Origin of the sequence: Faecalicatena faecalis (assembly GCF_012524165.2) — a bacterium.
GTDB classification, from domain to species: Bacteria; Bacillota; Clostridia; order Lachnospirales; family Lachnospiraceae; genus Faecalicatena_A; species Faecalicatena_A faecalis.
Map to the genome: position 1 here is coordinate 31,898 of NZ_JABACJ020000016.1, position 26,232 is coordinate 58,129.

Here is a 26,232-nt window from a genome sequence, read left to right on the forward strand (position 1 = left end):
TTAATGCTGTATGTTTCCATCCTTATCCACAGGATTTCCCATAGCGGATATCTGTGGAGCGATTACATCCTTCACTTCATACCGTCCGGCAAGCAGCGCATCCTTGTCAATATAAGCATACCACCTTGCCGTATCTTTCATGATATTGCCGGACTCATCCCTGCCTGTCTCCTCCTCTTTGACATACCAGAAAAAGAGCCCATCCTCTGATTCGCTGCAAAAGTTATAAAACCGTACTCCTTTATCCCTGTTCAGTTGTTCCGGCAGGGCAAGCTCCTTCAAAGGCTTCTTCTCACTTTCCTTTAGGAATACACCGCTGTCAGATATATCCTGCGTATAGGCACCAAAAAGGAATCCCTGTTCAAAACTGCACTGCAAGTTCACTGACCACTCGCTACCGTTAAGTTCTTTTCCAATCTCTTCTTCACTCACACAGAAATCGTCACATTGTCGATCCATATCATAACAGTGAATCTCATCCGTGTTATGTTCTGTATGGTGTATATAATAAAAGGCATTCGCCCCCTTCTTTGGAATGACTGCTCCATATGTATTTCCGCAAATCGGCAGCTTTTTTGATTTCCCAGTGTCATAATCTAAGCGGTAAAAGTCTATTTTTGAATTCTCACCAGCAGAATAAATCTGGTAATCTTTAGTGCCTCCCAGAAACATCAGGCTGCTCCCATTTCCTGTAAAAGTCTCCATCTCCTCTGCATCCAGTGTATCCAAGTCCATCCTGTACAGCTTCCAGACCAGAGCCAGATCAGAAGCACTATCTAAAGCGCTGTTCCCAGACGCATCTTTGTCTATTGCATACGTTGTATAATACAGATTTGAGTGGAACAGCAGGAAATCCTGGATTCCTGAGCCTGCCGGACATGTTCCGATCCGCTTTTTGTTATTTCCATCCAAATCTGACGCATACAGCGCCAGTTCTCCTGCCTCTTCCTTCTTCACCCCATACAGCTTCCCTTTATATGGAAATATGATTTGGTAGTCCTGCAGGGCATTGCACGTACTTTCTTTGTCCAACTGCTTTAGAAGATGGCGGCAGTCCGGCTGATTACAGACAGGTACAGCTACGGCTTTTTCATAGTCAACATAATAGGAAAGACCATCGATTACCCGAAATTCGCCCTCCTTAAATCTGGCCGGACCTGCGAAGTTCATCTGTACATATTCGGAATCAAATGTATCTTTCGCAGAATCCCCGTTCCCAGAACAACCTGAAAGGACGATCACTGCAAGGCACAGTGCAGTTAAAATTTTAAATTGCTTTAACATCATATCCCCCCTCATTCAAATGCCCCCAGCTTCTGATATATTGAAGCTGAAGGCATTTTTGTTTTCCTGTAAAATTTTCCCCAAGCTTTATAATTAATTATATAGCCTGAGCTTATACCCAGTCAATATTTTACTGAATATTGAAGAAATCTCCCGAAAATATCTGGCTATTCATCCCGCAGTGGGCATTTCTACACCTAAAACTCATTCGTCATATAGATATAAGCATCCTCCAGTGTCGCTTCACACGGCTCACACTCGATCCCCGGTCTCCTCTCGCTGATCAGTCTCAACTGCATCCCCCGGTCTGTATACTGCTTTGCGGAAATATGGTACTTTTCTTCCAGCTTCCTTGCCATCCAGTCTTCCTCCACATGGCAGCTCCAGACATGCCCCTTCGCAGCATTCAGCAGATCTCTCACATTTCCTGCAAACAGGAATTCTCCCTTTTTCATGACAGCCAGCTGGTTACAGGTCGCCGCCAGATCTTCTACCACATGGGTGGAAAAAAGGACAGTACGGTCTTCTGCAAAATCCACAAGAAGGTTGCGGATGCGGATACGTTCCTCCGGGTCTAATCCTGTGGTCGGCTCATCCACAATCAGAAAGTCCGGCTCATTTAAGAGTGCCTGCACCAGTCCCACGCGGCGCTTCATACCGCCGGAGAGCTGACGCATCTTCTTTTTCTGATGCTCTGCCAGGCTTGTTTTTTCAAGGTACTTATCGATTCTTTTTTTGCACTCTGTCTTCTCTACCCCTGACAGCTCTCCCATATATTCCAGACATTCCCGCACCGTTAATTGAGGGTACAGGTCGATTTCCTGGGGAAGATAACCGATCTTCTTTTGTATCTTCTCGTAATTCCCTTCGCTGTATAACATACCATCGATTGTCACATTGCCGCCTGTAGGTTTTAAGACGGTCGTCAGCACACGCATCAGTGTCGTCTTTCCGGCACCATTTTCGCCCAGCAGTCCATAGATACCTCCTGGTATCAACAGATCCGCGTGATTGACTGCTGTTACGCCATTTTTAAAAGTTACGGTCAAATCCTGAATTTTTATACTCATCATTTATCCCCTTTTCTTTAATACAACCGGAATCAGCAGGATCAGCAGCACCGCCAGTATCACAGAAAGCGATTTGCCATACATCCAGCTTAAGTCCTTCCATTGATCTGTGTCGCGGAACATGTATGAGAACACATTCCATTTTCCTAAGAAATCGCTGCCCGCCTGGGACACGAGGGTTAACCAGATGCACATTGTGATTCCGATTCCTGCCCACATATTCCGGACAACATTACAAATTGTCATAGAGAAGATTCCCCAAAAGAGCACCGTTCCGGGAATTGCTGCCAGGAACTGCCCAAACGCGGTCCCAGATGTTATTCCCCCCATCACTTCTCCTGGTTTCTGCCAGTAAAACATCCCATATCCTGCAATTGCAATGAAGACCAGATAAATCATCTGAATCAGCAGGCGTCTTAGAATGGCCGTTGTCTGCTTCTTTACCGGAAACAGCCGGAATACGTCTCTTCTCTTATTGTGGAGTTCCACCAGGTAGGTATCTGCACAGAAAATAACTGTCAAAAGTGCAATGGGCGACTCCAGTGCAATTCCTATTTCATCCACAAATGTAATTCCCCGGACAAAACTTAGTATGAGTACGAATGCCGCCGAATACAAAATCTTATAAATTGGCAGACAGATTTTCAATTCTTTTTTCAATATACCCGCCTCCTTTTCCAAATGAAAACTGACAGTGTGATAATCACGCAGGATGTAAGGATCAGGAACATCTGATTCATAAGAACCAGGGGTGGCGGCGCCGTATCAAAAAACTGTCCCGGAAATCTTACTACGATTGCCAAAGGTCTTCCGAAATATCCATAATTTCCATCTGGCCCGATACTTCCCATATTGGAATAAACAATATAGAGAAATAAAAGCGGCGTGGCAGGAAGCGGATTTTTGAACAATAACGCAACAACCGTATACACACAGATAATCATCAACATATTAGGCAGAATATAGATACAGGTAGCTTTTACAAAGCCCAGTATGGTTGAAAAAACGTAGGAACCTGACGCAAGTCCTGCCTCTTTTATGTGAAGGATACATAAGCCTGCAAACACCAGATTCAAAACTGCCAGTACAATCAGAGAAGTGAGGAAACCGCCTCCAATCTTCCCAAGGACATACTGCCATGGCCGTACTGGTTTGGTATGCAGCAGTTCGTAGGTATCTTTCTTCGTATCTCTAAGGAACAAAAATGCAAACAGTACTGTGGAGAAAAAAGCCATATATAAGCCGCCAAAATCAGCAAACTTCCTGGAGAAATAGTATGAAAAAGAATATTTGTTAAGCTTTTCATCCAGATATCCGTTTACTTCCTCCATGCTGCCCTGGTGGTATGCATAATTGTCAAAAATATATTGTGCACCGTTAAAATGATGCTTTTTCAGATATTCACACGCCTCTGGAATGCTCATATTCTGAATAGTACTGATTATTTCGTCTGCATCCTCCTTCGATACCTCCAGTTCTTCAATCAGATCCTTTCTGATGACCTCACCTGCCAGTTCTATCTGCTGTTTTGGGGACGAGGGGATGTACCCCTCCGTAATTCCTCCCTCCAGAGGTGATTCCATATGAATGTCCTGTATCTCCTGGTCTGATTGGAAATAGTGTATTTTCAGGTAAGGTGACAGCATCTGGTAGACACCGATGACCACAACAACCAGCCCCACCCAGAAAATAGGATTCTTTAAATAATTCTTTAACTCTCTTTTGATAATTGCTTTCATGATATCCCGCCTTTCTCTTTGTTAAGTTCAGGATATCCTATAAATCACAACAAAAAAGCAACCAAAATTTTTTCTTTCATAAAAATGGCGGAAAATTGGATTTTACTTCCAATCTCCCGCTCTACAAAAAATGTATTTTGTTCTATTAAAGCACCGTTTATCCTAACATTACACTCCCGCATTTAAAAACCGCCCTGGCTGCAGCACCGCCCTGCTCATGATTCCCGATCAGCAGTGTCCCTCCATGTTTTTCGCAATAGATCCTGCTCAGATACATTCCCATTCCAAAATGCTTTAAGTCATCCTGTGGATTGGAATGATAGAATGCTTTTGTCAGGGCATCCACATCTTTTGTGAATCCCTTCCCATCATCCTCTACAGTAATCACCAGCTCTGTTTCTGTCGAGCCAATCGTAATCTTTGTCTCCCTCTTGGCATATCTGATGGCATTGGAAAACAGATTTTCCACGACTTCCAGAATCAGTTCTGTGTCTACATGTATGCTTTTGTTTTGTTCTTCTGCGGTGACAGTGCAGGTCCTTCCTGTCTCTTTGCAGAGTATTTCCGCTTCCCTGCTGATCTGCTCCTCCAAAATGCCTATTGTGGTCTCTTTCAGTTGCAGGGAACGTTCCTCCAGCCGTTTCATTCTGCGCATCGTTTCGATAAAACGGTCCATTCTTTCAATCTGGAACATCCCGCCGCGCAGCATCTCCATGATTTTTTCCTGGTCCAGTGTCTCATCCGGTACAAATTCCAGAAGCATCTCCTGATAGCCTCTTAAGACAGATAACGGGGAACGGATATCATGTGCGATTGCAGCACGCAGCGCTTTCTCATCTTCTACCGTGCGCCAGAGAGTTTTGTTGTTTTCCTCAAGCTGGGCCCTCATCTTCTCAAATTCCTTACAGAGCTGCCCCAGTTCATCCCTGTTTTCATAAGAAATATGGAAATCCAGTTCATTTTCCGAGATCATTTTCGATGCCTTATCCAGTTCTTCGATCGGGAGTTTTAACTTATTTTTGTAAAATAAGACCACTGCAATACAGCTGCCCAGAATAGAAAGGATCAGTACCGTCCATGTTTCCAGGAAATCGCATATCTCGGAAATATGCCAGTCCATACGGCTCATATCTACGCGGCTTGGCCTTGGGTATGTGATCTCATAATTGTCGTCCCCCCTCTGTTCAGCCTCCTGATATTTTTCAGAGTCGACATACTTTTGCCAGACTACATTCTGGGTCATTACTGCAATCTGTATGACAGCAGTAGCAAGAAAAAAGCTGATTACAAGGCTGACCGCCATATACAGGATAATTGTTTTTTTCAATGATAAATTTCTTAGTTTTTCCATCGGTATCCCATCCCCCAGACTGTCTCAATATATTCATTTTCTGTATGTTTTGCCATCTTCCTGCGGATTCGGCGGACTAACTCCGTAATCACACGGCTGTCCCCTTCTGCGTCATAACCGCAGAGTCTCTCATAGATCCGTTCCTTATCAAAGACCTGTCCCGGATTCATGGAAAGGAACTCGATGATGTCATATTCCAGCTTTGTCAGTTCCAGATAAGCATCCCCCAACTGGACCTTCTTCGAGGAATAGTCAATCATCAGCTCCCCATGAAACTTGAACTCCGATTTGGCCTTATGCCGTTCTTCCCGTTTCAAATGGGCGATGATCCTGGCATCCAGCTCCTTTAAGCTGAACGGCTTTAAGATGTAGTCATCCCCGCCCGAGAGCAGCCCGTTCACCCGGTCCTGTTCTTCCACCTTGGCAGTCAGGAAAATGATGGGGCAGGAAATCTGATCCCGTATCCGTCGGCATACCTCGATGCCGTCTATATGCGGCATATTGATATCCAGTAATATCAGATCCGGGACCAGACTTACCTTTTCTAAAGCCTCTGCTCCATTTTCTGCTGTAATCACGGTAAACTTCCTGATCTCAAAATAACTTCTCAGCATCTTTAACAGTTCTGTGTCATCATCTACAATTAAAATTTTATACTGCATGGTTTTATCACCTCATAACCTGGAATTTGTTTGAAAATTCATTTTTGAGACACACTTTGAGTATACAGGATAAAACACAACAAATAAACAATGGAATCAGGATATCACACGGATTCTCCATCCTTGATCTGAATCACTTCATCCGCCTCCTCTGCCAGATGTCTGCTGTGTGTCACGACAATGACACATTTCCCAAGCTCATGTGCTGTTTTCTTCAAAAGATCAATGATCTCCTGGGCGGTGTTTTCATCCAGGTTTCCAGTCGGTTCATCTGCAAGCAGGACCTTTGCCTCACTGGACAGTGCCCGGGCAATCGCCACTCTCTGCTGCTGTCCGCCGGAGAGCTTTAAGACATTCCGTTTCCAGTCTTCCCGTGGGATATTGACCTCCTCAAGTAATTTTCCCGGGTCTTTCCCACCGCCAAGCCTGACATTTTCCTCCGCCGTCAGATAATCGATCAGATTATAGTTCTGGAATACCAGTGAGACATGGTGTCTTCGATGGTAATTCAGCACCTGATGGCTGATTTCGTTCCCGTGGTATAGGATGCTCCCCTTGACCGGGGTATCCAGCCCGGCAAGCAGGGAAAGAAAGGTGGTCTTCCCGGCACCGCTCGGCCCTACGAGCGTGTAGAATGTTCCCTCCTCAAACTGCATGGAAACATGGTTTAAAATCTGTTTTGTTTTCTGTGATTTATAAGCATAATCCACATCTTTTACTTCTAAGATCATGGTCTGATTCCTCCTTTATGAAGTTAAAATATCTCTTGGGTTCCTCTTTACTACTGAAATTCCGGCGGTCAGAACGGATGTCGTAATCAGCACCACAATTCCCAGGCTGTCAAATGCAATCATCTGGGGAGTGATTTCTACATGAACTCCGGTCACTTCCTGCTCCGGGTCCTGTCCGCTCTTTGCGACCTTCCCTTCATTCAACTCCTCTTCCACTTCTGCCTGCTCGATCTGCTGGGAGACCAGATAATCTGCCGTTATCTTTGAGACGCCCGGGGCCACCGCAAAGGAAAGTGTCACGGCAACGGCTGCGATCATGAATGCTTCCAGCAGGATCTGTCCCAGTATCCTTTGCTTTGGGATTCCCAGGGATAAGAAAATACCGACCTCCTGGGTCCTGTTTTTCAGCCAGAACAGGAAGACAAAAAACAGAATCACAAAGCTTGCCCCGGCGACGACACCGATCATGATCTGACTAATCTTCTGTAAATCTCTGAAATTGGAGGACATGGTCTCCAGATTTCCCTTATTATCAATCAGATCATAGCGCTCCCAGCCGATCTTTACTTTTTTAACGGCCTCTTTGACCGCATCATACTGGTCCACATCTTCTACCATAAAATATGCCTTTTCAAATAGCGGGTCACCTTCTGCACCTTCTGCCTTTTCCGGGAACCTCAGGTCTGTGAAGATCACATTTTCCGAGCGGTAAGTATCCCCTGACATATACGGCGTCATCTTCTGTTTTACCTGATAGATTCCGATGATCTCTGCCGCATGGGCATCCGCGTTCTCCCTGTCGTGGTAATCGTTAAATTCCATCTTATCCCCGATTTTCAGACCATTGTGTGCCGCCAGTTCTTCTGAGATGACACAGACGTTCTGATCCTCTCTCGTAACCATCCGTCCTTCCTTCATCGTGACATTGCCGGACAACACATTAAAATCCATCGTCATATCCCTGTTTCCGATCAGACTCACCCCCAGTTTATCCCCGGTCTGATCCAGATCCGGGTCCTCGATCCTTGAAAAATTCACCGGATTTACTGCCATGGGGGCGGTTGCAATATTATAATCGGAAATGCCCGGAACAGCGGCAAGCTTTTCGATATCCTCTAATCTCAGTGTTTCAAACGAAGAATCTGTATAGCTCATCCAGACAGGGCCGTCGGCAGTCTCCAGTTTTTTCTGGTGGACACCATCCAGACTTCCTTCTTTTTCTCCGATTTTTTCTGTAATACGGTCAAGACGGGTATGTCTGTTCGCCTCGTTCTCTACGAGAAGCAGCCCCGCGCCGACCGCCTGCCGGGTCTTATCCTGAACAGCCACGCTCGCATTGCTGGCTGCCATGCCGGACAGCAGAAAGACGCTGATGACACAGACTACAAGCAGCAGTAACATACTTTTCACAGGCTTTCGGATGACCGAACGCCATGCCAGTTGCATATGATTCATTTTATCATCCCTCCATTTTTGACAAGGTATCCTTCGGATTAGTCCTCAATACCGGAATCAGGGAACAGACCGCCGCGGCCATTACCAACAGGGCGCCTAATCCCAGCAGTGATATGACATCACAAAATTCCAGGGACACCTTAAGCACGATATCAGACGCTGCCGATCCGGTCAGCATGGACTGTAGGAAACCAGCCAGCAGATTTCCAAGAACACAGGCTGCACATACAGCTGCCAGAAATACAAGCAGTGTTTCCAGAAATACCTGCAGGATGAGTTCAGCCTTTTCCCTTCCCAGACTGATCAGTACGGCAATTTCCTTCTGCCTGGTACGCATCCACATACATAGAAGCAGTGATACCACGACTGCACCCGTAAGCAGAGTCAGAACAAGCATCAGCCTTGTCACCTTCGTAATCTGTTCCAGCGGAGCCTTCATCTGCCTGTATAAGGTATCGGAGGCCGTCATTTCGGCCTTTTCCTTCATGATTGTGTGAAGCTTGGTTTCTAATGTTTTAAGCTGCTCCGGGCTCTTTACATAGACTGCCATTTTCTCAAATCCGGTGTCACCAGACAGTTCCCGATACGTGTCATTGTCTATAAAAATCTGATTTTCAATCCGGGCACAGGAAAGGGTGCCGCTTTCTTGTTTTCCTTCACTGCCGGACCGAAAGAGGCCTGTGATCCTGGCTGTCACTGTTTTTCCGTCTGCTGTCTCAAAACCAGCCATGTCCCCCACCTTAAGTCCATTCTGACGGGCCAGCAGTTCATTCATCACGATTCCTTTGCCCGTAGCAGAGGTAATATACTGCCCTTCTGTCAGACGGTATCTCTCTTCTGCAAACGCGCTGTCATTTTCCGGGTCATCGTAAGAAAACAGGGAAACCAGCCGATTCTCCTCTTTTGCAGAATCACTGTTTGTCAGTACTTGAAAGCCGGATGGCCGGGCGGTTCCCCGGGCCATGCGGTTTACAAAAGCCACCTCCTTAAGCGCGCGGATCTGACCTGCCTCCTTTTCTGTGATCCTCTGCTCCTCTTTTAAAATATCCAGGACGATTTTAGATTTTGTCTTTTCCTGCATCGCCGATTTGGAATCTTCTGTTGCCCGCAGAATCATAACGGTACTTAAAATCATACTGTTAACGAGCAGAAGGACCATAAACAGCAGGACCGTTTTTCCTTTTTTCCTTTCCAGATACCGGAAAGCCAACTGATAGAACGTCACGTTTATCCCTCCTGTCCATAGCGCCAGATGATGACCCGGTCTGCCATCAGATTGTGGGAATCTGTGAAGTCGCCATAGATGACCAGCTTGGTACTCTTTTTAATATCAGACAGGGAAGCTGCGCCAAGTTCTGCATTCCCGGATGCCACATCCACGACTGCCGTCTGAAACACACAATCCTCCTGATACTGTACATCCACCTGGTCCGCTATATCCTCATGACCAGCTGCAGCTGATTTTGCCGTCTGCCCGTCGTCGATTGTGGGATTGATCGTGCAGCCGCCGTCCGTGAATTCGATGACACTGCCACTTAAAGAACAGGCGTTGAGCAATTCCTCTGCATTTCCTTTGCTCTCTCCTGCCTGGGCACCATTCCCGGTTTCCGTGGATGCATTCATAGGACTTCCCTGGGTACCGCCAGTTGTATCGCCATTCCCTGCCCCGCATCCGGTCAGTGCCAGTGTACATAAGAATACAAGCACTCCTTTTAACATGTTTGAATTTTTCATATCGCGTTCCACCTTTCTTACTTAAAATAATTTCTTACTTATCATGATTTGTTTCTACCAGCAGGAAGCAGGATGAACGGATTCCTTTTCCTGCTGTGCCCTCATTTTAGGAAAAAACCTATCTAAAAATCCTGTATGCAGGAAAAAATTCTCAACCTTTTTTTAGAGGATTTTTACAGACTTTTTTGTTATACTGATGATACTATCATTAAAACTCATTTATTAAGAAGGAAACGATATCATGAAGATACTGCTTTTAGAAGATGATACGGATTTATGCGGCCTGATTCAGGCGGAATTAAAGAAAAATGGATATGTGGTGGATTCCTGTAATGACGGGGAGACGGCCATGCTGTACACGCTCAATACGGATTACTGCTACGACCTGGCTGTTGTTGACAGAATGCTTCCTATTATTGATGGTCTGACGATCATCAAAGCGATGCGCCAAAAGGGCATCCAGATTCCGGTCATTATCACGACGGGGATGTCAGGCCTGGATGACCGGATCGAAGGTCTGGACGGCGGTGCTGATGATTATCTGGTGAAACCATTTCATGTGGAGGAATTACTGGCAAGAATCCGCGCCCTGACGAGACGGCCCGCCCAGATCAAAGCCTCAGATACCCTGACTTATGCAGACCTGTCATTTGACAAATCGAACCGGATAGTATCAAAAGACGACAGATCACTGGTTTTAACAGCAAAAGAATCGGAATTATTATATGTGCTCATGGAGAAGCCGAAGCAGCTTTTTACAAGAGAACAGCTCGTTTTAAAGATATGGGGAAGCTCGTCCGATGTAGAGCCCGGCAATGTAGACAATTATATCTCGTTTCTCAGAAAGCGTCTCAGGGAACTATTAAGCTGCTGTGAGATAAAAACGGTATATGGTGCGGGATACAGACTGGAGAAGAAAGACCATGCTTAACCGATTATATAAGAAATTACATCTTATCTTTACGGGGGCAGTCATGCTGATCATCACTCTGATCATCGGCATCGTCCTTATGAATGATTTGAAGACAGAGCAAATGAATGAGAACACCCTGTTTCAGAGAATGGCTACCCTGCTGATCTACCAGCTTGAGGATCACGATCAGGACATGGAGGCTTCCATTTCTCCCTATGAAGAAAAGTATTCCATATTCTGTCTGCTCAGGGATTCCGGCGGGCAGCCGGTTTATCAAAGCAGGATTGCCTTTCCTACCAAAGCGGATCTACTTTTAGAGCGTCTTGAAAAGCAGTCCGGCACACAGACAGCTTTGAAATCCAAGACACCGCCAGCTGATGGATTCGGAAAAGCAGCTGCAACAACGCAGCAGGGAGTCTTCGAAATCGAGGGGACTTCCAATGACCGCTACTGGGGAATTCCCGCGCAGATTGCCTCGAAAAGCGGAGATGTTTATGACCTGACGTTATTATATCAGCAGAAAAACGTGTGGGAGCAGTTGAAAGGACATCTTATCTTTTATGCCGTGGTATGGTTTACATCCCTGGCCTGTGTTGTTTTCATCAGCCATCTGCTGTTAAAGAAAGCACTGGAACCAACCGAACGTGCCCTGAAAAGCCAGAAAGAATTTGTTGCATCTGCTTCCCATGAGCTGAAATCCCCCCTGGCAGTGCTTCTGGTGAATCTGGATCTCATCGATGGTCTGGGAATCGATGATTCCCGGCTTAAGAAGGCAGTCAGGACCATGGATAACGAATGTATGCGTATGTCCCGTTTAGTGAAGGATATGCTGCTTCTGGCATCCTCGGACGCAGGAACCTGGACACTGAATCAAAGTTCTGTGGATATCGATACGCTGCTGATCACTCTTTATGAGACATACGAACTACTCTGCCAAAAGAAAGGAATCTCTTTATCGTTGGATCTCTCGGACTGTAGTTATCCTGTTCTTTATACAGACAGAGAACGCCTGATGCAGATCTTAAATATTTATATGGACAATTCTCTCCAGCATTCAAAAAAACAGGCGGATATTCAGATTAAGGCGGAATTCACGGGTAAAACCATTACTTTTTATGTGATAGATCATGGGCAGGGGATTGCGAAGGAAGACAAGCCTTTTATCTTCGACCGATTCTACTGCGCAGATAAGGCTCATGCAGATAAAACTCATTTTGGGCTGGGGCTGAGTATTGCGAAGGAACTGGCTAAAATGCTGCATGGTCAAGTCGGAGTGAAAGATACCGAAGGCGGCGGGGCAACCTTTTTTGTGGCATTCCCGCTCAAAACAAAGTAAGATATGTCCTGAAATGAATAGGATTCCTAATATTTTACAGGAGAAGCCTATATTTCACAAAATCCCAGGAGCCTTTCTCCTGGGATTCTTTTCATACTTTATAAAAAAGTTCCTATTGTTTCGTCCAGTGATGGATGGTATCTGTTCCGGGGCTTATAAGCTCCATCTCTGTATTTCCATCATTGAGGGTATATTCAAACTCTAATGTTCCGCCCGAGACAACCAGGTTCAAAAGCAGCTTTCCCTCTGCATTTTTAACAACACTGTATGTTCCCTTCGTATCACCGTCAGAGCCTTTGATCTTCATCTTTCCATCCTTTTCAAAGACGTATCCATTTCCGCTCTCGTCGGCCCATTCGCCGAGAATCCCTGCCGCACGTTCATCTGCCATATCCAGGAATTCCAGGTCTGCCGGAAGAAGTGAAATATCTTTCCCGCCATTGAGTGAAGCCAGGTTGATGCCGTATCCGGTCGTATCAGTGGTGATTGCATAAAGCTCTTCCTGATCCTGATCCAGTTGAATACGCAGAGTGATATGATTCTCTTCATCAAATCCACATTCAAAAGTGAACTCTTCTCCATTTTTGCTTCCTGTACCGTCTGTTTCTAATACATAGACATCATCATTCTCGATCACGTTCCACTTCTTTGAAATCGCCCTTGTCACAGATTCGCTTGGTGAGATGACACTGTCTCCTGTCTTCTCCTTCATATCATTTGCAAACTGATCCACTTCCTTTGTTGTGGATACACTGGGCTTCTTCTCCTGACCGCATCCTGGGATACACAATACGGCTGCTAAAATTAATGTTAAAATTGCTTTTTTCATAGTCTGTATTCTCCAATGTAAAATTAATATAGACTATCATAACATATATTATTTAAAATTCAAAATAAAAGTTTAAGCATCTTTCGTCTCCACATTATATATGGATAGATACACGGATACCACCGCCAGTACTAACAGGATGATATAAAAAGGAACACTGTTGCTCAGAGTAAAATCTCCGATATTCCCCTGTGTTAGTGCGGCAACAATGACCGCGGTGACAATGACTGCTCTTGAGGATCTCATCTTCATTCCCACCAGCAGTGAAATATAGCTGACACTCACCATCGCCGCCGAACTCAGCATAATATTCAGCCAGAACAATGGATTTCCGATCTGGATGCTGGCTGTTGAGATGTGTGTGTAGGAACTGGTCAGCAGTAAAACGGCATAGATCAGTACCTTCGTCAGGACGATTGCAGTAAAATTAAAGATCCAGACTACCAGAAACTTGGAGAGCAAAATCTTCCGTCGGTCGATCGGATATGAAAACATCAGATGGATCGTCTTGTTTTCATAAGAATTTACGACGCAGGAAGCCAGCATCACCCCGGTAAATATAATGTAGGTCATATGCGTGAACAGTTCCACTGCTGTGTTGAGCATGCTCTTTCCATACAACTCGATGGTTTCGCCCGCATTCAGTTCCCCGGTCATTGCCATGATGAAGATCAGAAGTACCGCTGAGGTGATCGCTGCAATACGGATTTTTTTGCCCAGTCTATTCTTCTTCCATTCCAATTTGATTAATTTCAACATTGTACTTACACCTCCGCCGTTTTTTTCAGAAAATAGTCTTCCAGGGATTCTGTCTTTTTGCTGATAGCGGACATCTCCACGTCGTTTTGTGCCAACATCTTGGAAATCTTTTGTGGTGTTGCTTTCTGATCATAGATGCGGATTTTTCCATTCTCCATGATTTTAAAATTCATAAGTTCCAGCTTTTCTGTCAGTATAAAAGCAGCCCTTTTGGTATCTAAAACGGTCAGCTCGATGTAGTTTAGATTCATTTCCACGATATCTTTCATACTGATTTCCTCCAGCAGTCTACCATGCTGGATGATTCCTACCATATCGGCAGCACTTTCAATCTCCGAGAGGAGATGGCTGGAAATCATAACGGTCATTCCATATTCTCTGCTGAGCATTTTCAATAGATCACGGATTTGTTTCATACCAGCAGGATCGAGTCCGTTGGTCGGTTCATCAAGGATTAAAAGCTCTGGTCTGCACAGAATTGCTCTTGCAATGCCAAGACGCTGCTTCATTCCCAAAGAATAGCTGTTTACCGGTTTGTCAGCGGCTTTTGTCAGATCCAGCATTTTAAGTACTTCGGGGATGCTGTTCTTATGATAGTAGCCCATGTATTCACAGTGGAGCATAAGATTCTCCATTCCTGTCATATGTTCGTAAAAGATCGGAAACTCAATGATGCTTCCCATTCTCTTTAGAACCCCGTAAGATTTAGGAGTTAAAGTTTCTCCGAAAAGTTCAATCGTCCCCGCGGTCGGTTTCCAGAGATTTGTGATCATCTTCATTACTGTTGTTTTTCCTGCACCGTTAGGCCCCAGAAAACCGTAAATCTGTCCCTTTGGAATATGGATGTTGACATTGGAGACCAGTTCCTTTTCTCCGATAGTCTTGGTAAGATCGTTTGTCTGTATCATGTATGGCATGTGATGTGCCCCCTTTCTTACCTGTTATTATATCGGTACAGTTTTTCAAAACTCTTGAATAAATCTTACGAATTTCTTTCTTCCGAAATGATTAATAGGTAATTCTCTTTAATTTTATGGTAAAGACAGTTTTCACATAGGGATCGCTGACCAATGTTACATCCCCGCCTAACTGCTGTGCCAGGTTTTTCGCGATCGTCAGCCCCAGACCATTCCCCTGCATGTCTCTGCTCCGTGAGTCTTCCATCGTATATAACCGCTCGAAAACAGTATCTGCATATGCTTTTTCTATCCCTTTTCCCCTGTCGGCTACGTCGATATATACAAACTCCTCGTCACCGTGCAGGAAAAGCCCCAGGTATTTTCCGTCCGCGCCATACCGGATTGCATTGGAGATCAGGTTGAACAGGATTCTTTGAAGCGCATCCTGATTAGCCTGTGCATAGAGACTCTCTTCCGGGATTTCAATGTCAATCTTGAAATCCTTTTGTGTCAGCAGTTCATAAAAGTCTAAGATATTCTCCCGGCAGGCTTCATTGATGTTTATTCTGCTTAGTTCAATGTCTGTATCTCCTGCCTCCAGTTTTGCCAGTGAGAAAAACTGATTGATCAGCTCCATCACACGGTGGGCCTTAGCCTCCACTTTTTTCAGCATTACCTGGTCCGGATCGCCGTTTAGGCGGATGATTTCCAGATAGCCCAGAATCACCGTCATGGGCGTCTTGATATCATGGGAAACATTCGATAGCATTTTTTTTGAGGAAATCTCTGCACGCCGAAAATCTGCTTTTGCCTTCTGACAGTCCATCAGCAGCCGGTTGATCTGTAACAGCAGTTCCTTCATGGAGGAATGCCCCGTAAAAACCATGACTTTCTCATCGCTGCCGCTGTCAGATATCTCCTCCAGTTTCTTACTGATCTCTTTTACTTCTTTCCTAAATCCCGACCGAAATACATACTGCTGATAAATGATCACACCAATCAGAGCCAGAATCCCCGCAGAAAGCAGGAATATGATCATAGAATCGCTCATGAGACTTCTCCTAACTTATATCCAATCCCCCATACCGTGATAATATACTCCGGTTCACGGGGATTTGCTTCAATCTTATTGCGCAGCCTGCTGATATGGACATTGACCGCATTCTCATCACCCAGATAGGCATCGTTCCAAATCTGAGAGTACAGCTGCGCCTTGGTGTAAACTTTTTTCGGATTCATCATAAGAAGCTTTAAAATATCAAATTCCTTTGCTGTCAGATCAAGCTTCTCACCCGCCTTTGTAACTGTATAATCTGAAAGGTTCATGGCAAGCTCTCCCAAAGTAAGCTCCACGGGCTCCTCCGGTTGGACTGCGGCTGCATACTGGGTGCTTCTGCGGATATTAGCCTTGATCCGCGCCAGTACCTCTGTGACTGAAAACGGCTTTGTTATGTAATCGTCTGCCCCCATCCCCAAACCAAGTGTCTTATCCAGTTCTGTGTCCCTGGCGGATATGATGATGATCGGCACCGTACTTTTTTGACGGATATGCTGCATCACATCCATCCCACTGATTTTGGGAATCATCAGGTCCAGCAGCACAATACAAAAGATGCCGTCCTCAAACTTTTTACACGCCTCTTCTCCGTCTGCCGCGCATACTACCTCAAAATTCTCACATACCAGATAGTCCCGAAGCATCCCACTGATCTCCGGGTCATCCTCTACTAATAAAATTTTCATGAATTACATACTCCTGTTCTTATTTCCCTTTTCTGATCAGCGCGATTACCAGCCATATAGTACTGATTGGTGTAATGATGAAAGCAAAATCGCAGAGAAATTTGACGAGAAATGACTGGCTGCTTCCCCCAACATATCCAAAACCAATGCTTGCCGATAAAATACTGGATACAATTGCAATGATACTGATTAAGACCTGATAACTTCTTTTCATACGATGTCTCTCCCTTCGATTTTATCTGATGAGAAAATTATACGCCCTTTTGCGGCATTCCACAACTCTGTTCATTTATACAAAATTTTCAATATGGATCACCCGATCCACCCAATCGCGGTAAAACAGTTCTTCATGGGAGACGAACAGCACCGTGCCACGGTAATTTATCAGTGCCTCCTTTAATGCCTCCTTCGCCTGCACATCCAGATGATTCGTTGGTTCATCCAGAATCAGAAAATTGCAGGGTGTATGCATCAGCAGACACAGCTTTACTTTTGTCTGCTCTCCGCCGCTCAGGCTGTGTACAGCCTGCATTGCATGCTCTTTTGTCACTCCGGCAAGTGCCAGTTGTTTTCGAATATCCTTTATCGTCAGATTTCGATATTTTTCTGCCATTATTTGGATTGGAGTCTGATTCTCATCCTCCCACTTAAGATCCTGTGAAAAATATCCGATTTTCACCTGGCTCGAAAAATGAAACTTTCCATCCAGCGGCGCAATCTGCCCGATCAGTGTTTTCAGAAGTGTTGATTTTCCAATTCCGTTGAATCCTGTAATTACTACCTTCTGTCCTCCCTTAACCATAAAATCAATCCCGGAAAGGACAGGATAATAATATCCTACTGAAAGTTGTCTGACTGCCAAATGTTCTGTATCTGTCAGCGGCAGCTCCTGAAAATGGAAGGATGGCCTAATCTCTTTTACTTCCAGTGTTTCCAGCCTATCCATCCTGTCCAACTGCTTTTTTCTTCCCCTTGCCATCTTGGACTTTCTTCCAGCCATATTTTTTCGGATAAACTCTTCTGTCTTTTGAATTTCTTTTTGCTGAGCCGTATACTGCCGTATATAGTCTTCCCTGAGAAGTGTCTTCTTCTGCAGAAATTCTTTGTAACTCCCATAATATTTTGTAATCTTTCTGTTATCAATATCCAGTATCCGGTCGGCCGTTTTTTCCAAAAATTCATAATCATGAGAAATTACCAGGAAAGCCTGTTCAAGTTTAGAAAGGTATTCTGAAAGCCATGTAATGTGCTCTTTGTCCAGAAAATTAGTTGGCTCATCCAGCAGAAGGACATCCGGTTTTTCCAGGAGGAGTTTTGCTAAGATCACTTTTGCCCTGTGTCCACCGCTCATCTCTGCAATCGGCTTTTCAAGACCAATTGCAGATAAGCCCAGTCCAATGACCACCTGCTGTATCCGTACTTCTATCGAATAGAAACCGCTCTGCTCTAACTTTTCCTGATACCAAAAAGCAAGTTGCAGTTTGTCTTCCTCTCCGTTTGCTGACTGGACATATAATTGGTTCATTTTTTCTTCCATGTCATAGAGCTCCTGAAAAGCAGTTTTTAAAAAGTCCTGCATACTGATATTCTCTTCAATCTCTGCATACTGGTCCAGATAACCTGCCAAAATTCCCTTCTGCCATACAATCCGCCCTGCATCCGGGACGATCTGCCCGGTGCAGATTTTCATCAATGTGCTCTTTCCTGTTCCATTTTGTCCCACAATACCAATATGTTCCCCTTTATTTACTACGATGTCCACATCTTTAAAAAGCAGATTATCGCCAAATGAATGTGCTAATTGCTTTATTTCTAATAAACTCATATCTATCAAATCCTCTCTCAAATCTATTGATTTATGCTTATTTTGTGCATAAAAAAGCAGAAGACAAAATACGCCTGCGTATCTGCCTTCTGCTAAATTGACACTTTTCTTGTAAAATATCAGAAGGCTATGGACAAAACATTGTTCGCCATAGCCCTCTGATACATAAAATCATACGAGAAAAAGAACCAAAACAGACAGAAATTTCCGGCTGGTCTTGATTGCTTCATCCCGATGAATGTGAAATGTACTCTATTCGCTATACTCTGCACAATGCTTCATCGGTATCAATTGTACAGAGTTTTTTCGTGATCTTGGGTGAATCTTAAGTAAAATTTTCATGGTATTATTGCTCCTTTACGTTCCTGATGATAACAAACATAACGGTTTCTGTCAAGTATGGAACACATCTCCTAAATTAGAAATTACCTCTCGATTTTGCAATTATCTATTTCTTAAAGTCTAAGATTTTTAATTGTACCTCTTGCAAATATATGTTAAACTATGACTAAGAAAAACTGAACTGCATAAACTATTTCAGAACAGTAGGAACGGAGTGATAACATAAATCAACAGCTATAAATAAAACCTCTGCCTTACAACAGAATGATGATCATATTTTCAGATTGTTGGATAGAGGAATTGATGATATGGAGGCTGGCAGAGAGATGCCACTAGAAGATGCTTTTAAAAAAATCAGTAAATTGAGAGATGCCAGAAGGAATGCAAGATAATGAAATTCATATACTACGTGTTCTACGTGAAGAACGTGATTGGCAAAAGATTTTAGAACTAGAACAAGATTATACATACCCTGAGTGATACTTCTTTTAGGCAGATTTTAAGCAGTGTTTCTGCGATGAAACACTGCTTAATTTTTTTATGCTCAGGCTTCTGAAACAATCCCTTTCAATGCCTCCAGTGTATGATCCAGATTCTCCTTATGCCAGTTTTTCTCAAAGTCGCCCATTCCGCCCAGGAGACCTGCCATGCGAAAATCACTGAGTTCCTTCTGCTGGGCAGAAAGACGGATGATATCATGATCTGTCTCTATGAGGATGGTGTAATTCAGTCCACACTCTTCCACTTGAATATTTTTAATCGTGGTAAATGGAATTTCAAAAGCGACTTCTCTTTTCAGACCCAGCGTCATTTTCCCAAAGGGTATTAAAATCAGTGTATCCATGCAGATCTGCAGTATAAAAAACTGATTACTGCATCGCAGGAATCTTATGACCGCATCGCTCAGATTTTCCGGGGCGTAGGATACAATGATCATCTCATTTTCAATCGGTTCAAAACCTGCATCTTGCATGATTTCCCATATTTTTTTCTGTTTTGGCATTTGTGTTGTCTTCCTCCTGTATCTGTCTTTATGAAAACAACTATAAATCAAACTTTAGCTGCATTGGGAATCTTTGCCCAAATGGTTCCTTTTATGCCTGAATGGTGTTCTCATGCCTGAAGGTCATTACCATCATCACTGATATGCCGGTAACGAGGGGACTTCGAGTGATTCTGATAATAGATCCTTTTATCTTCATACATATCGGCATCCGCCTGTTTGATCAGAGATAGTATTTCACGGGAGTGCTGCGACCAGCGGTATCCAAGCGCAATCTTCAGATACGGATTCTCCTGGACAATGCTTTTCAGTCTCCTGACATGTTCCATAAATACGTCTTCCTCCATATGTAAGCTCAGAATTACGAATTCATCCCCTCCGATCCGATAAATATGATCCGCAGGGAATACCTCTTTCATATATCCGGCCGCCGCAGTGATCACCTCATCACCACGTGAGTGTCCATAGGTGTCATTAATCTCCTTCAGCCCGTTGATGTCCAGATAAATCACACCGATCTCATGGTCCATTTTTGAAAACTTCTGTACATCTTCTATATACCGGTTGCGATTATAAAAAGATGTCAGCATATCGTGATAACTTAATTGCGCCAATTGATTCTGTGCAATATCCTGCTGGATCGATAAGTCGATAAAATAACTCAATGTCTGTAGAAATGAAACAATATGCTGTACACGGTCGGCCGGAGGGTTGATCAGTCCAATAAAGCCGCTGATTTCTCCTTTATATTCCAGAGAGGACGCAATCATACAGCGGACATCGTACTGTTTGAACATGTCGTACTCCACTGGCTCTTTTTCTTTCAGATATTCAATATCTTCTATGACCAGACACTTCTGCTTTTCAAATGATTTGATCCAGCGCTGTGTTATCTCATACGGGATACTCTGATATTCTATATTCAGTGCGTGCTTACTGTCCTTATGCCATTCCTGTTCGACCACGAGACTGTGGTCCCGGATGTTAATATAATAGGCACAGTCTGCCAGGAGAAACTTCCCGGCAATCTCCAGTACCTCGCGGATATTCCTCTCCACATTCTGCTTTTTATAAAGAATATGTATACAATCCACGATCATCTGCTCGGCATCCAACAGGTACTGTAGCTGCTGCTTCTTACTCTCACTCTCCGTCAGGTCAAAGGCGATCTCCATCCTTGCCTTCCGGTTATCCCAGATAATCTGCCTGTCTTTCAGCAGATAATGGCGTGAGGTGATCGGATTGGTATGTTCCCAGGTGACATTTTCCCCTTCTTTTAGGATATCATTGTTACAGAACGGGCATGGGCTTTCCCGCCCCTGCAAAATCTTGTAACATTTCTGTCCATAAAAATTTTTAATATTAAACGTGCGCTGCCCGGCCTCATTCAGAAAGAGCAGCTCATAGGTTTCAATATCTGTGATATACAAAAGCTCTGACATTTCATTCATCGGAGCCTGAAGCTGCTTTGCCAGTACCGAAAGGTACTCGCTCTTCCTGCGGTTCTCGTCTTCAATCTTCTGAATCTCCTGCTGGCGTTTGGAAATCCTTGAGGTGAAGAAACCGACAAAGGCAGCCACAAGCAGCCAGACTGCAGTCAGCAGGCCCAGTCCCCACCTGGCGTGCTGAACTCTGCGCTCTGTATAGGCTTCTGCATCATGGACTGCAACATCTGTTTCCGTAAAATAATCCTCACTTAACTGATAAAGCTGTTCCGAATCTCCTCCCTGGCGGACATTCTGGATCTCCTCTTTGATCTGTGCCCACTTCTCCTGAAGAAGTGCCAGCTGATCCTGAAATACCTTATCTTTCAAATAAATCAGATTATTGTCGCCCTCACCCGTCTGAAGCTCCTTGAGGATTCCGTCCAGGCGTCTTATCAAAGCATCATCCGGCTCCCCATTCAATTCTTCTTTTACCAGTTTCTGAGTAGCGCCGCGGACGATACCTGTATAATTAACTACTCTGGCATTCCCCTGTACATTACCAATTGAGTATAACGCAAAAAAGCCTGAAATAATCAATGCAATCGTAAAGATAAAGGGTATGATTTTCTTCTGCATATTCAGATCGCATCCTTTCCATTGGTCTTGATAATCACATGACCTCTTTTATCTATCATACCCGAATTTCGACAAACTGGGAAGGCTTTCGGCAATATTTTCCAATTTAATTCCGGATTCCAAAACATTTCATTGCGGTGTGATTTTAAAAGAGTGGTGCAAGGTATCCCATCTGGATTGCCTTTGTGACCGCCTCGACCGAGGAATCCACATCCAGCTTTTCATAGATATGCTGCAAATGGTTAGATAGGGTCCTCTCACTGATATACAGTTCGGCTGCGATATCCCTGCGCTTCTTCCCGATGCTGACCAGGGACAGGATCTTCTTCTCCATGCTCGTCAGTTCTTCAATGATCAGCGCTTCCTCTGCTGGGAAGCAGGTCTGATTCTGGTTCACTGCCAGCAGGGCATCTACCAGCTGGTCAGGACTGATATTCTTGTTGAGGAAACCGCTTGCTCCCATCTGTCTTGCCTCGTACTTATAAACCGGAAGATCATACCCGGTAAGCATGATGATCTTGGCATCAGGGGCATTCTTCTTGAGTCCTCGTGCTATACTCAGCCCGTCATCCGTACTTAGTTTCCCGAGATTGATATCCATCAGGACAATATCAATTTTTTTACTTTTGATCATTTCAGGCAGATCCAGAAGCTGGGTAATATAGTGAAATTCCTCGATTTCCTCATATTCCTCCAGTGCAATTGCAAGGCTCTTTGCAAAAAGCTTATGGTCGTCAACTAACAAAATGTTGATAAGAAACATCCCCTTTCATCGGTATTTCAATTCTGATCTGCATGCCGCACGGCTGATTCCTACTGACATCCATAGAGCCTCCGAGGGCTTCCGTCTGCTCCCTAACCGACAGGATTCCCTTCTGAGATAAAGCATTGGTCACGGCTTTTGGAGATATTTCAGCCGTCCCATTATCACTCACAGTCAATATAGCCCGCGCTTTCCCGAAAGCCAGGATGATCCAGGCGCAGTCCCCATCTGAATGCTTACAAACGTTAGTCAGCAGTTCCCGGAGTATCCTGTACAGGAGCATATCATAAGGCTCAGGTATAAAGATATCCTGCGGACATTCAAAGGATATTGTAATATGGCGCTGCGGAAATGAGGCGGTTACCTCTTTGATTAACTGTTGGTAGTTCTCCTTCACTGTCAGATTCTTCAGAATCACAGGATGATAATCCTGCATCCTTTCCCGGATGCGCACATTTAAGCCGTCAAGTGCCTCATAAATCATATCCTGAACCTCGGGACGGTATGCTTTACCCAGCATATTCTTAACCGAAAGCAGATCCTGAAGGATATCATCATGAAGAAAATTCGAAAACTCCGCTTTTAACTGCTCCTCTTTCCGTAATTTTTCCAGTGCGGCAGTATAATGATTCTTTATTCCCATATTACTTTTCTTTCTTAGATTCCATCCCAGAATCATATTACAGAGAAAAATAAGAAAAACGAACACATTCCATTCTATTGCAAAAAGCAGGGCTGACCGCTGGTATGCAAGGCTGATCAAACATAAGGCGGCAATACATACTGCAAATACGAACCACCTCTGTCCGCGGTCAAAAACCGTTGATAGTGGAACTCCGCTGCTCTCCTTTAAAACAATTCCATGGATACTGAGTGAAAAAATCAATACGGTCAGATAAACTCCAAAATTTCCAATATGATCTCTGATTCCTAGTGTTGCAAAATAGTAGATCAAAAAGCCCATAACCGTGATTCCCACAGAAATCAGGAGTGCTTTCTTTTCACTTCTTACAACATAACCAACTCTTTCATGGTGGTACAATACAATAAAAAGGAAGGAAAGAATGCTTATCACAAACTGTACCCCATAGCAGGCTGCAAATATCCTTTTCGTTAGAAATACGCTGACAATGGCACTTACACAGGTTATCATCAGCAGTACATCAATCCCCTTTTTATACTTATATGAATATCCCTGGAACAGAAAAACCAGGATAAACCTAACGGATACATATATGATAACCGGACTTAACAGCCGGAAAAACAAATCCGCCAGAAAAGCATTTCTAAACGATAACAGCAGATACCAGCCATCCAGCGCTAACAGGCCACAGAACAGGTATAAGATCCGGTTTCCTGTCACGTTGGCCGATACGATATAAGAGATGTCCATTAAAAGCAGTGCCGCCAGATATATCGGGACCAGACCCCGGATGGAAAGATCAGCCATCCCATTGGCTAAACTGCACAGATAGAGAATTACGAAAAAATGGTTCAACAGAAATACCGGCTTTAACACTTCTCTTTTCAATTGACATCACCTCCTGGTCTCATCTATTTTTATTATATCACGATCCACACCTGCGGTGCTTAACGCTGCTTTGCAGCTATCGTGATTGCCATTCGCCGTTCGCACTGAACAAGCTGCGCTTGCTCCTGCTCACTAACGCTCATTATATCATGATTTACACCCGATCCGCACGGAAAAGTATCTTATCACAGGATCGTACCGTAACAAGGTAATAAATCAGGTAGATCCCTGCTGTTATCCCGACCGCGATGAACACAGGCAGATACAGCAGCAGCGAATTTTCCAGTATATTCTGCATCAGACCTGTTTTATATATCAATGCGGCAAACATGCAGTCTAATAATCCCAATAAAAACGGAATGCTAAAAAACACCAGTATCTGCTTTCGAATCAGTCTTTTGATCGTTTTCTTACGATATCCCAGCTTCTTAAGAATCTCATAATCCGCCCTGGAATCCATGACTGAAGAAAGATTATTAAAGTATAAAATACTTCCTGCTGCGATAAAGAACAACACAACCAGAAATCCGATCAGCAGAAAAGTAGAACTATTCAGGTGCAGCAGTTCGTTGATTCTGTGTGAATTTCCCTGGAGATACGGGCTGGCATCTAAATACACGGAAATCTTATCGTAGAGAGCCTCATTATTTATTACTGCCTCACCATTGATGCTGAAAACATGTGTTACAGGAGACGTTCCACTGCTGATCTGTTCATATAACTGATCGCTGACTACCAGAGTGCCGATACTGTTGGCAAAGGAAATTACATTATTCAGGGAAGTCTCCCTTACTGTAACTAAAACCTTTGTGCCATCAAGCATAAGGGAATACCTGTTTGCTCTGCCCGAATCAACTCTGTCTAAATGTTCATCACCCTGAGCAGCCTGATATTTTATCAGAATACATTCTTTGTCCGATAATGCGGTCAGCCCGCTGCTTATATTTGTCCTGCCCTGTGCATTAAGAAGTGCCTGATAGGAGGCGAAGGACATACACTCAAATCCCGGTTCTCTTAAACTTTCCCCGCCCGCTGTATCATTTTGTGCCGCACCAAGGCTGTATTCCGGTGGCAGGTTCTTTGAAGAAGAGCACACTTTGTATAGATCTGTTCTGGTAAAGCTGACCCCTTTTGTATCCGGCAGTTCTTTTTCTACAATCTGTTTCACCTCGTCTACCTGTTCTTCCTTCTCAACCCTGAATTCGATTTCTGACGGTGCAATTCTTTGTACCGCCGCAATAGGGTAATACAGCGTAAGTGCCATCACACTGGAAACCGTCAGCGCCGCTGCAGAAAGCAGGGTCAGCATGATCAGTGTCTTTGCATTGGAGCGGATACGGTAGATAAAGCTGGGTATCGTTATAATCTTGTCTTTCGTATAGAAACTGGCTTTACGTTTTTTACTTTTTTCCATGATATATGGCAGGAAGGAGGCAATAAAAAGGACTGTCCCTGTTACTACAAGCATCATCGTCAGTAATCCCATCTGGTAGAAGCCGATTTTCACCCAGACGGAAGCTTCCCCACGAATAATATCTAGTGCCAGGGCATACCCTCCTAAAACCATAAAAATTCCTAAAATGGATGGAACCTTATGGAATTTCATTTTTCTTTCCGTACTTTTTTCATACCTGACAAGACTCATCAGGGATGTCCGATACAGAAATCTGCCATTCGATATCATTAATACAATTACAACAGCCGAAATGAACAGCAGCGTTCGCCTTACCGCATCCCAGTTCCAGAAGGGGATTGCCTGGCTGTTGATGGACAGATCAAGCAGCATATTGATTCCGCAGACAAGCCCTTTATGCACAAGGCCTCCGAGGATTATTCCAACAATAAAAGCCCCGCCGCAGACAAATATATTCTCGAATGTAAGCAGTGACAATATTGTAGATTTTCGATAACCTAACAGGGTATAGATTCCCAGCTCTTTTGTCCGTCTGCGCAGAAAAAAGCGGTTGGAATAGGACATATAGAATATTACAAATATCATTAAGAAGACTGCTATCGTCCGGCACATGGTCTCCACTCTTCCGTCTTCCGAGATTTTTTCCAGAATCACTGCATTGGAAGAAAACGAGGCAAAGGAAAAATATACGGTAATGACAAATGCCACGGAAACCAGATACAGGGAATAGAATGAAAATTTCTTTTTCAGATTTTTTGCTGCCATATAAAAAGTGTTCATTAACTC

The 26,232-nt window shown here is 44.1% G+C and carries 24 protein-coding genes; 2 read left to right on the forward strand and 22 right to left on the reverse strand.

What is annotated here, in order from left to right; translation table 11 throughout:
- The 10 genes from HGO97_RS15500 to HGO97_RS15545 all read right to left on the reverse strand — a co-directional run bounded on the left by HGO97_RS15500 (position 1) and on the right by HGO97_RS15545 (position 10,026).
- A complete protein-coding gene (locus tag HGO97_RS15500; RefSeq protein ID WP_216243506.1) occupies positions 1–1,287 on the reverse strand; it encodes a hypothetical protein in 1,287 nt (428 codons plus the stop codon).
- A gap of 194 nt (positions 1,288–1,481) precedes the next feature.
- Complete coding sequence (locus tag HGO97_RS15505) at positions 1,482–2,354, reverse strand: ABC transporter ATP-binding protein (protein WP_216243650.1); 873 nt, start codon at positions 2,352–2,354, stop codon at positions 1,482–1,484.
- 3 nt (positions 2,355–2,357) lie between these two features.
- Positions 2,358–3,014 (reverse strand): hypothetical protein, encoded by a 657-nt coding sequence (locus HGO97_RS15510; RefSeq protein ID WP_216243508.1) that lies wholly within the window; start codon positions 3,012–3,014, stop codon positions 2,358–2,360.
- Positions 3,011–4,093, reverse strand: a complete 1,083-nt coding sequence (locus HGO97_RS15515) for an ABC transporter permease subunit (RefSeq protein WP_216243510.1) — start codon at positions 4,091–4,093, stop codon at positions 3,011–3,013. The genes HGO97_RS15510 and HGO97_RS15515 overlap by 4 nt, the downstream gene beginning before the upstream one ends.
- Positions 4,094–4,250: 157 nt before the next feature.
- Positions 4,251–5,444: a HAMP domain-containing sensor histidine kinase gene (locus tag HGO97_RS15520; RefSeq protein ID WP_216243511.1), complete on the reverse strand. Its 1,194-nt coding sequence runs from the start codon at positions 5,442–5,444 to the stop codon at positions 4,251–4,253.
- On the reverse strand, positions 5,432–6,106 hold the full coding sequence (locus HGO97_RS15525) for a response regulator transcription factor (RefSeq protein WP_216243513.1): 675 nt from the start codon (positions 6,104–6,106) through the stop codon (positions 5,432–5,434). The genes HGO97_RS15520 and HGO97_RS15525 overlap by 13 nt, the downstream gene beginning before the upstream one ends.
- A gap of 104 nt (positions 6,107–6,210) precedes the next feature.
- Positions 6,211–6,837, reverse strand: coding sequence for an ABC transporter ATP-binding protein (locus HGO97_RS15530; RefSeq protein WP_216243516.1), 627 nt, complete (start codon positions 6,835–6,837; stop codon positions 6,211–6,213).
- 15 nt (positions 6,838–6,852) lie between these two features.
- Positions 6,853–8,292 (reverse strand): ABC transporter permease, encoded by a 1,440-nt coding sequence (locus HGO97_RS15535; RefSeq protein ID WP_216243518.1) that lies wholly within the window; start codon positions 8,290–8,292, stop codon positions 6,853–6,855.
- Positions 8,293–8,296: 4 nt separating this feature from the next.
- Positions 8,297–9,517 carry an ABC transporter permease gene (locus HGO97_RS15540; RefSeq protein WP_216243521.1) on the reverse strand — a complete coding sequence of 407 codons (1,221 nt, stop codon included), beginning with the start codon at positions 9,515–9,517 and terminating at the stop codon, positions 8,297–8,299.
- A 2-nt stretch (positions 9,518–9,519) separates the two neighbouring features.
- Positions 9,520–10,026 carry a ribonuclease H family protein gene (locus tag HGO97_RS15545; protein WP_216243523.1) on the reverse strand — a complete coding sequence of 169 codons (507 nt, stop codon included), beginning with the start codon at positions 10,024–10,026 and terminating at the stop codon, positions 9,520–9,522.
- Positions 10,027–10,264: 238 nt separating this feature from the next.
- Here HGO97_RS15545 and HGO97_RS15550 point away from each other — a divergent pair, with 238 nt between their 5' ends.
- Both HGO97_RS15550 and HGO97_RS15555 read left to right on the forward strand, forming a co-directional pair.
- On the forward strand, positions 10,265–10,957 hold the full coding sequence (locus tag HGO97_RS15550; protein WP_456298622.1) for a response regulator transcription factor: 693 nt from the start codon (positions 10,265–10,267) through the stop codon (positions 10,955–10,957).
- On the forward strand, positions 10,950–12,275 hold the full coding sequence (locus HGO97_RS15555) for a sensor histidine kinase (RefSeq protein WP_216243527.1): 1,326 nt from the start codon (positions 10,950–10,952) through the stop codon (positions 12,273–12,275). The genes HGO97_RS15550 and HGO97_RS15555 overlap by 8 nt, the downstream gene beginning before the upstream one ends.
- A gap of 112 nt (positions 12,276–12,387) precedes the next feature.
- Here HGO97_RS15555 and HGO97_RS15560 read toward each other — a convergent pair whose 3' ends face one another.
- The 12 genes from HGO97_RS15560 to HGO97_RS15615 form a co-directional block, all read right to left on the reverse strand.
- Entirely contained in the window at positions 12,388–13,104 is a 717-nt protein-coding gene (locus HGO97_RS15560; RefSeq protein ID WP_216243529.1) for a hypothetical protein, read from the reverse strand.
- A gap of 72 nt (positions 13,105–13,176) precedes the next feature.
- The gene (locus tag HGO97_RS15565; RefSeq protein WP_216243532.1) at positions 13,177–13,863 is read right to left on the reverse strand and encodes an ABC transporter permease; all 687 of its coding nucleotides are present in this window, start codon (positions 13,861–13,863) and stop codon (positions 13,177–13,179) included.
- Between the two features lie 5 nt (positions 13,864–13,868).
- On the reverse strand, positions 13,869–14,780 hold the full coding sequence (locus HGO97_RS15570; RefSeq protein WP_216243534.1) for an ABC transporter ATP-binding protein: 912 nt from the start codon (positions 14,778–14,780) through the stop codon (positions 13,869–13,871).
- A 91-nt stretch (positions 14,781–14,871) separates the two neighbouring features.
- Positions 14,872–15,813, reverse strand: a complete 942-nt coding sequence (locus HGO97_RS15575; RefSeq protein ID WP_216243536.1) for a sensor histidine kinase — start codon at positions 15,811–15,813, stop codon at positions 14,872–14,874.
- Positions 15,810–16,505: a response regulator transcription factor gene (locus HGO97_RS15580; RefSeq protein WP_216243539.1), complete on the reverse strand. Its 696-nt coding sequence runs from the start codon at positions 16,503–16,505 to the stop codon at positions 15,810–15,812. Before HGO97_RS15580 ends, HGO97_RS15575 begins: the two co-directional genes overlap by 4 nt.
- Positions 16,506–16,524: 19 nt before the next feature.
- The gene (locus HGO97_RS15585; protein WP_216243541.1) at positions 16,525–16,719 is read right to left on the reverse strand and encodes a hypothetical protein; all 195 of its coding nucleotides are present in this window, start codon (positions 16,717–16,719) and stop codon (positions 16,525–16,527) included.
- Positions 16,720–16,794: 75 nt separating this feature from the next.
- Complete coding sequence (abc-f, locus tag HGO97_RS15590) at positions 16,795–18,330, reverse strand: ribosomal protection-like ABC-F family protein (protein WP_216243543.1); 1,536 nt, start codon at positions 18,328–18,330, stop codon at positions 16,795–16,797.
- Positions 18,331–19,216: 886 nt separating this feature from the next.
- Positions 19,217–19,675, reverse strand: coding sequence for a hypothetical protein (locus HGO97_RS15595; RefSeq protein WP_216243545.1), 459 nt, complete (start codon positions 19,673–19,675; stop codon positions 19,217–19,219).
- 110 nt (positions 19,676–19,785) lie between these two features.
- Positions 19,786–21,738 carry a sensor domain-containing diguanylate cyclase gene (locus HGO97_RS15600; protein ID WP_216243548.1) on the reverse strand — a complete coding sequence of 651 codons (1,953 nt, stop codon included), beginning with the start codon at positions 21,736–21,738 and terminating at the stop codon, positions 19,786–19,788.
- Between the two features lie 145 nt (positions 21,739–21,883).
- On the reverse strand, positions 21,884–22,483 hold the full coding sequence (locus tag HGO97_RS15605) for a response regulator transcription factor (protein WP_330654274.1): 600 nt from the start codon (positions 22,481–22,483) through the stop codon (positions 21,884–21,886).
- The gene (locus HGO97_RS15610; RefSeq protein ID WP_216243551.1) at positions 22,473–24,032 is read right to left on the reverse strand and encodes a sensor histidine kinase; all 1,560 of its coding nucleotides are present in this window, start codon (positions 24,030–24,032) and stop codon (positions 22,473–22,475) included. The genes HGO97_RS15605 and HGO97_RS15610 overlap by 11 nt, the downstream gene beginning before the upstream one ends.
- 154 nt (positions 24,033–24,186) lie before the next feature.
- Positions 24,187–26,226 carry an FtsX-like permease family protein gene (locus tag HGO97_RS15615; protein ID WP_216243552.1) on the reverse strand — a complete coding sequence of 680 codons (2,040 nt, stop codon included), beginning with the start codon at positions 26,224–26,226 and terminating at the stop codon, positions 24,187–24,189.
- Positions 26,227–26,232: the final 6 nt, after the last annotated feature.

Coding starts and splice junctions, on each gene's coding strand:
- HGO97_RS15500 (WP_216243506.1), bottom strand. CDS start 1,287: ATGATGTTAAAGCAATTTAAAATTTTAACTGCACTGTGCCTTGCAGTG.
- HGO97_RS15505 (WP_216243650.1), bottom strand. CDS start 2,354: ATGAGTATAAAAATTCAGGATTTGACCGTAACTTTTAAAAATGGCGTA.
- HGO97_RS15515 (WP_216243510.1), bottom strand. CDS start 4,093: ATGAAAGCAATTATCAAAAGAGAGTTAAAGAATTATTTAAAGAATCCT.
- HGO97_RS15520 (WP_216243511.1), bottom strand. CDS start 5,444: ATGGAAAAACTAAGAAATTTATCATTGAAAAAAACAATTATCCTGTAT.
- HGO97_RS15525 (WP_216243513.1), bottom strand. CDS start 6,106: ATGCAGTATAAAATTTTAATTGTAGATGATGACACAGAACTGTTAAAG.
- HGO97_RS15530 (WP_216243516.1), bottom strand. CDS start 6,837: ATGATCTTAGAAGTAAAAGATGTGGATTATGCTTATAAATCACAGAAA.
- HGO97_RS15535 (WP_216243518.1), bottom strand. CDS start 8,292: ATGAATCATATGCAACTGGCATGGCGTTCGGTCATCCGAAAGCCTGTG.
- HGO97_RS15545 (WP_216243523.1), bottom strand. CDS start 10,026: ATGAAAAATTCAAACATGTTAAAAGGAGTGCTTGTATTCTTATGTACA.
- HGO97_RS15555 (WP_216243527.1), top strand. CDS start 10,950: ATGCTTAACCGATTATATAAGAAATTACATCTTATCTTTACGGGGGCA.
- HGO97_RS15560 (WP_216243529.1), bottom strand. CDS start 13,104: ATGAAAAAAGCAATTTTAACATTAATTTTAGCAGCCGTATTGTGTATC.
- HGO97_RS15565 (WP_216243532.1), bottom strand. CDS start 13,863: ATGTTGAAATTAATCAAATTGGAATGGAAGAAGAATAGACTGGGCAAA.
- HGO97_RS15570 (WP_216243534.1), bottom strand. CDS start 14,780: ATGCCATACATGATACAGACAAACGATCTTACCAAGACTATCGGAGAA.
- HGO97_RS15575 (WP_216243536.1), bottom strand. CDS start 15,813: ATGAGCGATTCTATGATCATATTCCTGCTTTCTGCGGGGATTCTGGCT.
- HGO97_RS15580 (WP_216243539.1), bottom strand. CDS start 16,505: ATGAAAATTTTATTAGTAGAGGATGACCCGGAGATCAGTGGGATGCTT.
- HGO97_RS15585 (WP_216243541.1), bottom strand. CDS start 16,719: ATGAAAAGAAGTTATCAGGTCTTAATCAGTATCATTGCAATTGTATCC.
- abc-f (WP_216243543.1), bottom strand. CDS start 18,330: ATGAGTTTATTAGAAATAAAGCAATTAGCACATTCATTTGGCGATAAT.
- HGO97_RS15595 (WP_216243545.1), bottom strand. CDS start 19,675: ATGCCAAAACAGAAAAAAATATGGGAAATCATGCAAGATGCAGGTTTT.
- HGO97_RS15600 (WP_216243548.1), bottom strand. CDS start 21,738: ATGCAGAAGAAAATCATACCCTTTATCTTTACGATTGCATTGATTATT.
- HGO97_RS15615 (WP_216243552.1), bottom strand. CDS start 26,226: ATGAACACTTTTTATATGGCAGCAAAAAATCTGAAAAAGAAATTTTCA.